This is a genomic window from Methanospirillum hungatei, assembly GCF_020216685.1.
In the GTDB taxonomy this organism is placed as follows: domain Archaea; phylum Halobacteriota; class Methanomicrobia; order Methanomicrobiales; family Methanospirillaceae; genus Methanospirillum; species Methanospirillum hungatei_B.
The window spans coordinates 1-10,000 of the sequence record NZ_JAIWNS010000031.1 but is presented as its reverse complement, the minus strand read 5'-3'; the positions used below and the strand labels follow the sequence as shown (position 1 = coordinate 10,000).

Genomic DNA, 10,000 nt, shown 5'->3' with positions numbered 1-10,000 from the left:
ATGAGAAACTGGTGGATTATGAAACCAGGCTCATATCCAGGGGAGGTCGGTTTTTCTGGGCATATCTGTCTGCAAATTCCATCACCATACTGGAAGAAAAAGCCATTATCTGTGGATTTACTGATATTAACCATCAGAAAGAACTGGAGCAGACGCTTCAAAAGAATAAGGAATTATACCGGTCAATCATCAGGACCTCTCCGGATAATATTACGATGGTTGATATGCTGGGTAAGATCTTCATGGTCTCTCCGGCAGCCATTCGGATGTTTGGATATAATAACAAGGACCGGTCACCGTATGGAATGCCGATTCTTGATCATATTCACCCTGCTGATCAGGCCAGGTTTAAACATGATGTCAGGCAACTGAAAGCAGGCACGAATACCGGGGTTCATGAGTACCGTGCGGTCCGGAAAGACGGATCTGAGTTGTATATTGAAAGTCATTCTGAGATCATCCATGATAATCAGGGCCGGCCAGATAGCATCCTGTATATTATCAGGGATATAACGCAGCGGAAGGAGACTGAAAAGGCCATTCGTGAGAATGAAGAACGGTTTGTTACCATTTTCCAGGAAGTTCCGGATCCGATCCTGATATTTCGGCAGGACGGGACTATACTGGATATGAACCGGCAGTGCGAAGAATGGTTTGATGTCGGAAAAATCTGTTCGCTTGGGCATAAAGTTCAAAGTTTAGGGTTTTTCTCTACCGATGCTAATAACGAGGATCAGTTTTTAAAAGTCCTCTCCCTGCAGCCTGGGGAGAAGTATGAGACCTGTATCAGGCTTGCAGACGGTCAGGAGCGGTATGCCATCCTCTCAACCAGGTACATCACCATCCAGGGAGATATTGCTATTTTGCTGCTCATCAATGATATTGATAACCTTACCCGGGCATATAAGGCACTTACCAGAGCAAACCATCAGATTGGATTGTTAAACAGCATAACACGACATGATATTCTGAATAAGGTGATGGTCATTACCGGATATGGTGAGATCCTTTTGGAAGAGTATCCTGATGCGGAGTGGAGAACGACGATGCAGACCATCTTCTCTTCAGGTAAAGATATCCAGCATCTGATTGATTTTACACGGGAATATCAGGATCTTGGAGTTCATGAGCCGGTCTGGCAGCGGGTTGATGAGATCATGCAAAAGGACGTCCTCAAATCGCTTACCAGGGGAGTTTCTCTTACCATCCCGAAAGAGAAGGTGGAGATCTATGCTGATCCTCTCTTTGAGAAGGTTCTCTATAATCTTATTGAAAATTCTATCAGGCATGGAGAAGGAGTGACCAAAATTACCCTGTCATATGAGATATCCGGAGATGTGTGCCGGTTTGTGTATAGTGATGACGGGGTTGGTGTTGCAGAGGGTGAAAAGAGTCTGATATTCCAGAAAGGACATGGGAAAAATACCGGTCTTGGATTATTTCTGATTCGTGAGATCCTTTCATTTACCGGGATTTCGATAACGGAAAACGGAGTGCCGGGTCAGGGGGTCAGATTTGAAATGCTAGTTCCTTCAGGATGCTGGAGATATCAGGATTCCTGCTTTCTGAAGATCACCGCCACCCGTTCCTGAACGATGATGGCGGAACGTTAGGTCTTTGAGAGAATTTCCTTCACCCATACCTGGTTTTCGTGAAGGGCACATCCGCCCGCTGATTCTGTCAGGACTTCAGGTGTATCTCTCAGTCTTTGAAGGAACCGCGATCTCAACGCTTCTTTCAGTGGCATTTCGGTCAGGTTTGCATCAGAGTAGGATGCTGCCGGGCAGGGCTCCAGATCCCCGGACGGGCTGACATGCACAAATCCACGCCCTGCAGCAAGGCATCCACCATAGTATGCTTCATCTCCGGGAAATCCCAGAAAAAGGGCCGGGTATGTCTGGTTTAACCGGGTGAGCCTTACTTGCAGATTCTGTTTCTGTTCATGGGTGAGGACGAGGCCTTCTGTTCCTGGGGTCATGGGAACATACTCAACATAGGAAAAAACCCTGAGAGAGGCATCTGTCATCTGACTGATAAACACGTCACCGGTGACGATCTCAAGGTTTGTCCTGGTCGCTGTGATTGAGCACCCAAAGAAGATGCCACGGGATTTAAGCAGATGACAGGTGGCAAGAAGCTGGTCAAATACTCCGTTTCCTCTTCGTGCATCGGTCTCATCCCGAAGTCCTTCAAAACTTATCAGGGGGACGATATTCCGGTATGAGGCAAGGGTGTCAGCCGTCTGTTCATCTATGAGGAGGCCATTGGTAAAGACCGGGAAGAGGATTGTAGGATGAGCCTGTGCAATACGGATTATCTCATCAGTCCTGACAAGGGGTTCGCCACCGGCTATGACAAGAATGGAGACTCCGAGATCTGCAGCCTGGTCAATGACTGATGTGAGGATATCCGGACTCATTTCCGATCTCTGATTCTCCTTTCTGGCATGCATATAACAGCCTTTGCAGGTAAGGTTGCACCGTGAGGTGATACTACATATCATAACCGGTGGGACCAGAAGTCCTTCTTTCTCATGCCGGGCCCTGATTTTTGCTGCCTTCTTCTGGTATCGGAGTATTTTTCCTGCAGGGATGATGAGTGTGGGGTCGGCGCCGATTATCCGGATTGCATGGCTTATGACCTCACCAATCGTCGTGTTGAAGAGATCCCGGTACTGCTCCTGCCTATCGGAGGAGACATGCTGATTACTCATGGAATACTCCAGATCTGAAATCCTGAACGGATCATTCCTTGGCCCCCGAACTCGTAATCAAATCTTTTTTTACCTTTTTTGTCGCAATCCATTCGACAAGGACTCCGATAGCATGATAGAGGGGATTGACCGGAAGAGGAACAAAATACTTGACTTTCTTGTCAAGCCAGCCTTTCTCCTTCCAGTACTGGTAGTCTGCAGGAGACTGGGTCATGAGCTGGGAGAAGGCTGCCCGCTGTCCGTGAAAGATAATGACATCTTTCAGTCCTGGCGATCTTCTCCTGCTTCTTCTGAGTGCTTCAGAAAAGGCATGGGCTGCGTTTTGCAGGGTTTTTTGGTTTCTCTCTGCCAGGTGGGCAGGGACTGGGATTGGTGTTACCAGGCCGGCCTTTCCGGTGACCTCAAATCCCCAGATTCCTGCGACATCGGCAAGGTATTTCAGCACTTCCTCGTGTCCGAGTGCTCCGGTGGTTGCGATAAGAAAGGCCTTTTTATCAAAATATTCCGGCCGGTGAAATGTAAACGAGAACCGGTCTATCATAAGTTTCATCAGGCTTGTCACATTCATCGCATAGACCGGGGACGCAAAAATGACTGCATCGGCCTTTCTCATCTTCTCCCAAATCTTAGGGATATCATCATGGATGGGGCATGCCTGTTCTCCTTTGGTAAAACAGAGAAGGCAGCCTCTGCAAGGATGCAGGGTGAGGTCTTTTAACCATATATAGTCGAATTGAACCGGAATCTCCTGCTCCAGAAGCTCTCTGAACATTTCACATGCATGGAACGTGTTCCCTTTCCGGGGGCTGCCCATGATGACCAGGATATGTTTTGGATCTGTTGTGCTCATTTCTCCTCCGAATCTGCTCTCTGTGTGGTATCTCCAAATGGTTGTGCCTCAATGATTCTTCGGAGAATTTCTCCCCCGGCATCAGGATTTTTTGTGTCCTCTGAGGTAAGCGATATCTCCAGGGCAACGATGGCACCACGGCTGGTCAGTGCTTCCCTTAAAATCGGGAGGGCTTCCCCCGGCTGATTGCAGCATGTCGTAAAGATCACAACCCTCTTCCCCTCACATCCCGTAAGTGCCTGCACGGCGGCATTCATGGCAGGGGCCGGTTTCCATGCCCAGACCGGTGTTCCCATGACGATGAGATCATACCCTGAAACATCGATGGTCTCTGGTTCAATCGGGTCGCATGCCATCTTCCGGGATCGAAATACTCCGGTGGTATATGCTGAAAAGGAAGAGTAGGGCTTTTTTGTTCTGACCTCAATGATATCGCATCCGCTGGCATTTCGTATCTCTTCTGCAATATGGCGGGTAATCCCTGAGTATGAATAATAGATGACACAGGCCCGGATTTCCTGATCAGGGGAAGATTTCCTGATAAGTTCCCGGTTACATCTCCCCATGACACTTGAATACATCAGTTCAAAATGATCCCGGAATTCCACCATCCGGTCACGGTTGATAGTATAGTAGATATAAAATCCGTCCCGGCGTGAATCAACAATGCCTTCTGATTTGAGTGTTTTTAAATGCTGGGATACCGCAGGCTGGGAGATGCCAAGTCTTGTTGCAAGGTCGGATACTCCAAGAGTTCCGGTGGTGTCACAGGTGAGGAGATATATAATTTTCAACCTGGTCAGATCACCAAGGGCTTTGAATGCTCCGGCCATCTTTGGAACTATCTCGCAGAGTTTTGTACAGTCCTCACACTGATTGCATATCTCCATAGGCTAGTATATAGGTATTTGCTTATGTGATTATATAGTTATCAGAGTCTTCAGGATGATGAGAGAACCAGGCGTGAAAATGGAAAATTCAGATTGTTTTTATGGATAGTGCAAGAAGATTGGATCTCTGGCTGATAATCCGCTTCATGGTAACTGATGCAGGAAAGAGGGTCCCATCGGATTTTTTATATGTTCCGAAAAATGAAAGAGAATTTCGTTTCGGGTATACTGTTGAATCGTCATCGAATTTTATAACCTGCTCATGTATTGATATAGGAATGCAGTCCTGAAGGGTAATTTTGTCAGATTTATCCATACTATTCCCAAATATCTCCCTGAATCGGCTATTACAATGAATGATAGTCTGCCCTTTTACAATCGCAATCCCGTCGTCAAAAAAATCAATACATGATTGAATCACATGTTCTAGTTCCCGTAGCTCAAGGATAGTAGTCAGGGCAAACTCATTTTTCGTTGCAAGCATTCTTTGAAACCGGATGGTCAGTTCCTGTTCCTGTTTTAAAAAGCCAAGCGTCTGAACTAATCGTTCCTGTAATTCAATTCGGTCAGTTATGTCCCGGTTGCTGATAATTTTACCGATGAAGGATCTGTTCATCCGATATACGGGGGTGCAGAGTTGGAGAAGCCACCGAACCTCTCCGTTTCGGGTAATGATGCGGAACTGAAGATGTGAATATCCTGAATGGGTGGATTCTATCGGATTTTGTGCCTGATAAACCCGTTCCCGATCTTCAGGATGGATGATATGGTGAAGAAGTGAAGGGGTTTTTGTGAATTCTTCAGGCAGATAGCCGGTTATCGTAAGACTTGATGGCGAGCAGTACATCACATCTCCTGCAGGATTCTCCCAGTACTCCCAGTCAGGAGAGATATTTGCAATCTGTTTATACATCTCAAAGGAATTTCTATCTAAAGCTTCATCCATGAAATTATCTGAAATGTCACGGATGGTAGCGATTGCTCCGATAACCTGACCAAATGAAGAATACAGGGGAGCGGCACGAATTCTGACATACCGGTATCCTGACGGGAGGGAAAGGTACCGCTCGGCAGTGATAATGTTCTCTTCCTGCCTGAATTCAGCATAATAATCCTCTACTCCGGGGTAGTCTTTGAGGATTAAATCAATGATACCCGGTTCTGCTTTTCCGGTGAGAGGAACCGAGTAGGAAAAATCACCTTTGCCAATTATATCAGATTCACAAATACCAGTCATCTGTTCCATCATCTTATTCCAGGCAATTACCCGGTGATCGGTATCTATGGCAAAAGTGGCATAGGGAAGCGCTGCAAGGATATTGGAGAGTCTCTTCTCAGACTCCTGGAGTGCAAGTAAAACTTCCTGTCGTTGTATAGATACGGTTATTTTATGAACCAGTTCAGCAAACTGGGATCTGTTCTCACCCCCCTTCTGGATGTAAAAATCCGCTCCTTCATTCAGGGCAGCAATTACTACCTCTTCACGTCCTCTACCGGTAAAAATGATGAATGGGATCTGGTTTTTGGTCTCTCGGACCTGTTTGAGGAGCTGTATCCCGTTCATGTCAGGCATCTCATAATCTGATACGATTGCATCAAATGAATTGTATGTGAGAAGTTCAAGGGCTTTTAGAGGATTGTTGCAGGTTGTGACATGAAAAGCTCCGGATCGTTCAATGAAGAGTTTTCCAACTTCAAGGAGGATCTCTTCATCATCCACGTACAGGATCTGTTTTGTCGTCGGGGTATCTCCGGTATGATATGGGGATGAGATGATCCTGGATGTGCATGAGGGATATCGGATCTCATCCGGAATTTTTTGATATATCTGCATGCAGATCCTGTTTATATCTCGAGCAGAATCTGTTCAATATTCAGCCATATGATGAGATCTGTATAGGAATTTTGCCCCTCATCATATCTCATTTTTATTATTCCCTGGATATGCCCGGCATCGTCATGACTCCGGTGAACAGAATAATCAATCAGGTTCTGGTCTATGGCGAGGACTGAATGTACATTATCTACCAGAAATCCTAATTTATGGCTTTTTTCTATAGTATCAAGGATGATTATGCGTTTTTTCTCCTCTGATGTCTGTGATGACTGGTTCATAAAGAGAGCCAGATCGATGATGGTGGTAATTTCTCCTCGAAGATCAATGATACCCTTTATATGGGGAGGCGAGTTTGGGAGGGGTCGAATTCGTGTATATTCAACTATCTCCTTAATATTTTGGATATCTATGGCAAACCTGTCTGTCCCAAGATTAAATTCGATAACCTGCGTCTCCTGTCTTGTCACCGTTCGTGATTTTGATTGCGGGGTTGTATCCCTCATTCGCTGAATCATTCTGTTCACCTCATCCCACAGTAAACCGGGATATTTCCTGATGTACTCCGTCACCAATGACGACAATCGTATTTACGACTTCACTGATCTGTTCCAGGGCTGCAGAGGTCTGTTTTATAGCGACAGATGTGTGGATGACTTCTTCTGATGTTTTATGGGTGAGAAATGCCACTTCCTGCATACTTGCGGTAACTTCCTCTACTGAAGCCGCCTGCTCTTCTGAAGCAGCTGCAACGTCAGTGATGTGTTGATGAATGTCACCAATTGCCTGTGCAATGTCAGTAAATGAGGTAACGGTCTCGGCAAGGGCTGAACTGCCATCATGAACCACCTGAACCGACTGGGCCATCGCGTTCTCAGCGGATTTTGCTTTTTGCTGGAGAGTTGTAATCATCTCTGTTATGTTTTCGGCTGACTTTCGTGAATCCTGAGCCAAAGATTTTACTTCTGAAGCAACTACAGCAAACCCTCTTCCTGCTTCTCCGGCACGGGCTGCCTCTATTGCAGCATTCAGGGAGAGAAGGTTTGTCTGATTTGCGATGTCTGAAATTACTCTGACTATCTTTCCGATCTCATTCATCTCTGCATTAATGTCTTTTACAATGGTATCGACATGTTCTGCAGCAGTCATGATTTCAGACATTGACTGTTCTGATCGTCTGACTCGTTCCATTCCCTGTTTTGCTGATATAGTGGCCCCTTGTGACAACCCTGCAACACTATCTGCCTTGTGAGATACCTCACTGACCGTCCGGGTGAGGTCTTCCATAGCACGGATGATCTGGGCGATTGATGAATCTCCTGACTCACTATTTTTACTGATATTCTCCATGATAGAGGCAATTTCCTGTGATCCGGAGGTGATCTCCTCAACACTTGAGTTTGCTTCTTCAATACTTGCTGAAAGCTCACCGATTTTTTGATTCAGGAGAGAAATGGCCTGTGAAATTGCATTCCCTGTCTGATCCAGAGCGTCTTTAAATGCAACCCAGTCACCTTTTACCTCTAATGCAGGGTTAAACCGTGCCGTAAAGTTATATCCGGCATATTCACGGGAGACGGACATTGCTTCGAGAACCGGAGTAAGGGTAGCATCAAGGGTATTATTGAGTTTTTCAATTATATGTTGGAAATTTCCCTGGTGGACTGATGGATCTGCCCGAAATGACAGATCTCCTGATAATGCAGCATCAGTTGTTCTGTCTATATCTCTGATAATCTGTTCGAGTGCCAGCCTTGTTGTGTTGATGGATTCATGGATGGTGGTCAGGTTTTTCTCTGCTTTTTGTGTATACTCATCCCCTGCTACTGCCTTTGATTCAAAATCCGTCTTTCCGGATGCAAGATTAGTGATGTCCTCAGAGATGACCGCCACTGAACGGTCCAGGTATCCGATAAGCTGCTGCACTTCGGTACAGTCAATGAACATGAGGACCATTTTTTCAATATCCTTATTCACATTGAGGACCGGAATATATGATGAATCAAGAATCCGGCTGTGGGAGCCAAAATCTACAGTAATTCTGCCTTTTTCAGATTTTTTCGAGGTCATAGCCTCTTTAAATCCGGCTCCTTCCTTTTTTATAATGAGGAAATCTCCCAATCTCATCTGAAGGAGTTTCTCCTTCTCTATCCGACTGATATCAATGAATGCCTGGTTTACTGATAGTATCCTGCCTTCCGGATCCGTAGTCAGGATTCCTGCAGGATTTTCCTGGACCAGGGCTTCAGCTTCATTCATCTTCTCAATGAGTGAGGTCTGGTCTGCAAAGACTGCGTATATTTTCGATATCTCTTCTTTTTGACTGAGCACCGGGATATAGGATGTCTTCAGATATCTGATCCCCTGTGGTGTCCGGAGTATTGCTCTCCCATGTGCCGGTTTTTTTGTCTGAATAGCGTCTTTGATCTTCTTCCCATGTGATTCAAGAAACGAGAGATCTCCAAAATTCATCGAACATGCCTGCGTATGCGTATACCCGGTATTGCTCACTCCTGCCTCGTTGATGTCGCTTATCTGAAGTGAGGGATCCATAGAGAAGATTGCATATGGTGATTCTTTCACAAGAGTCGCGATCTCATCCAGTTGTTCCACAAGTTCACTGGTGTCGATAACAGATGCCATCAGGCAGGGTGTTCCTTCGTATATTATCTGGTTTAATGTCACCCGGGCCGGGAAGATTTCGCCGGAGAGTTTTCTATGGTCCCATGAAAAAGTAACCCTTTTTCCAGAAAATGCCTCCTGTATCTGCGTCATTGAGGCTTTCTGACTATCCTCCCCGTTTTTCTGAACCGGGGGAGAGAGAAGAGATGGTGTTTTTCCTATAATGTCGTGCAGGGACCGTGCTCCGAATAATTCCATAGTCTGCCGGTTACAATCGATGAATGTCCCTTCAGGACCGACAATCTGAATGGCTACCGGTGCAGCATCAAGAATACTCATAAGAGTGGATGCATCGTGTGTGATAATCCCGGCAGAATGGATATCCGCTGATTCTGGTGATGTTTTGTATTCCGCTCCCGGATGGAAACCAACAGAATTCTGGTAATATCCGGAGAGATCAAAGCCTGTTTTTATGGAATCATAGTTCATATGGCATCAGGTTTGGGGGGTGAACCAATGCGGTAATGAATATCTCTGGGGTCTGTATTCCCTTAACAATTCCATATAGGATCTCTGATGTCTCTGAGAGGAATATATTTTAATTCAATTCTATATATTATCATACTAAAAATAATATTTACTTTTAGATTTCTATTCCTGTGGATGAAAAAAGTCGAAGCGTTTGTACGGGTTGAGAAGATCAATGATGTAAGGAATGCCATGAAAGCCATGGGTCATGGTTCGATGATCAATTATGATATCTGGTACCGGGGGACATCCAGGGAGATAAACCAGTATAATATCGAATCACTCTATGATTTTATGCCCAAGGTGAAAGTGGAGATGGTTGTGGAGGATGATCATGTGGAGGAGATAATAAACATCCTGTGTGAAAGTGCATTTACCGGCAATACCGGAGATGGGAAGATCTTTATCATACCGGTTGAAGAGGCCATACGGATTCAGACCCGTGAAAACGGGGATATGATCCTGTAATCTTTTCTGACATCTGTATTCTGCCATTCCTCTTTTTTTTTTTAATTTTTGATGAAGTGGAGACTTCCTCAGGTCATATAGCGATCTCTATAGTT

General features: G+C 45.4%; 8 protein-coding genes. 2 read left to right on the top strand and 6 right to left on the bottom strand.

The genetic code is table 11. The features are described from left to right. Nucleotides 1–1,592 (top strand): PAS domain-containing sensor histidine kinase (locus LDL35_RS01845; protein WP_304018912.1); only part of this gene is annotated, 1,592 nt, incomplete at its 5' end. A 17-nt stretch (nt 1,593–1,609) separates the two neighbouring features. Here the strand turns inward: LDL35_RS01845 and LDL35_RS01840 are convergent. From LDL35_RS01840 to LDL35_RS01815, 6 genes are all read right to left on the bottom strand, one after another. Next, entirely contained in the window at nt 1,610–2,713 is a 1,104-nt protein-coding gene (locus tag LDL35_RS01840) for a radical SAM protein (RefSeq protein ID WP_304018906.1), read from the bottom strand. 31 nt (nt 2,714–2,744) lie between these two features. Next, complete coding sequence (locus LDL35_RS01835) at nt 2,745–3,563, bottom strand: flavodoxin family protein (RefSeq protein WP_304018900.1); 819 nt, start codon at nt 3,561–3,563, stop codon at nt 2,745–2,747. Continuing rightward, on the bottom strand, nt 3,560–4,396 hold the full coding sequence (locus tag LDL35_RS01830; protein ID WP_304018899.1) for a metalloregulator ArsR/SmtB family transcription factor: 837 nt from the start codon (nt 4,394–4,396) through the stop codon (nt 3,560–3,562). The genes LDL35_RS01835 and LDL35_RS01830 overlap by 4 nt, the downstream gene beginning before the upstream one ends. 145 nt (nt 4,397–4,541) lie before the next feature. Further along, nucleotides 4,542–6,287 carry a PAS domain S-box protein gene (locus LDL35_RS01825; RefSeq protein WP_304018897.1) on the bottom strand — a complete coding sequence of 582 codons (1,746 nt, stop codon included), beginning with the start codon at nt 6,285–6,287 and terminating at the stop codon, nt 4,542–4,544. A gap of 11 nt (nt 6,288–6,298) precedes the next feature. After that, complete coding sequence (locus LDL35_RS01820; RefSeq protein WP_304018895.1) at nt 6,299–6,805, bottom strand: chemotaxis protein CheW; 507 nt, start codon at nt 6,803–6,805, stop codon at nt 6,299–6,301. Nucleotides 6,806–6,815: 10 nt separating this feature from the next. Further along, nucleotides 6,816–9,398, bottom strand: a complete 2,583-nt coding sequence (locus LDL35_RS01815; protein ID WP_304018893.1) for a methyl-accepting chemotaxis protein — start codon at nt 9,396–9,398, stop codon at nt 6,816–6,818. Nucleotides 9,399–9,572: 174 nt separating this feature from the next. Between LDL35_RS01815 and LDL35_RS01810 the strand changes: the two genes are divergently transcribed. Beyond that, nucleotides 9,573–9,905 (top strand): P-II family nitrogen regulator, encoded by a 333-nt coding sequence (locus LDL35_RS01810; protein ID WP_304018891.1) that lies wholly within the window; start codon nt 9,573–9,575, stop codon nt 9,903–9,905. Nucleotides 9,906–10,000: the final 95 nt, after the last annotated feature.

Bases quoted from the DNA above. Each gene is read 5' to 3' on its own strand.
- LDL35_RS01840 (WP_304018906.1), bottom strand. From the start codon at position 2,713: ATGAGTAATCAGCATGTCTCCTCCGATAGGCAGGAGCAGTACCGGGAT.
- LDL35_RS01835 (WP_304018900.1), bottom strand. From the start codon at position 3,563: ATGAGCACAACAGATCCAAAACATATCCTGGTCATCATGGGCAGCCCC.
- LDL35_RS01830 (WP_304018899.1), bottom strand. From the start codon at position 4,396: ATGGCCGGAGCATTCAAAGCCCTTGGTGATCTGACCAGGTTGAAAATT.
- LDL35_RS01825 (WP_304018897.1), bottom strand. From the start codon at position 6,287: ATGCAGATATATCAAAAAATTCCGGATGAGATCCGATATCCCTCATGC.
- LDL35_RS01820 (WP_304018895.1), bottom strand. From the start codon at position 6,805: ATGATTCAGCGAATGAGGGATACAACCCCGCAATCAAAATCACGAACG.
- LDL35_RS01815 (WP_304018893.1), bottom strand. From the start codon at position 9,398: ATGAACTATGATTCCATAAAAACAGGCTTTGATCTCTCCGGATATTAC.
- LDL35_RS01810 (WP_304018891.1), top strand. From the start codon at position 9,573: ATGAAAAAAGTCGAAGCGTTTGTACGGGTTGAGAAGATCAATGATGTA.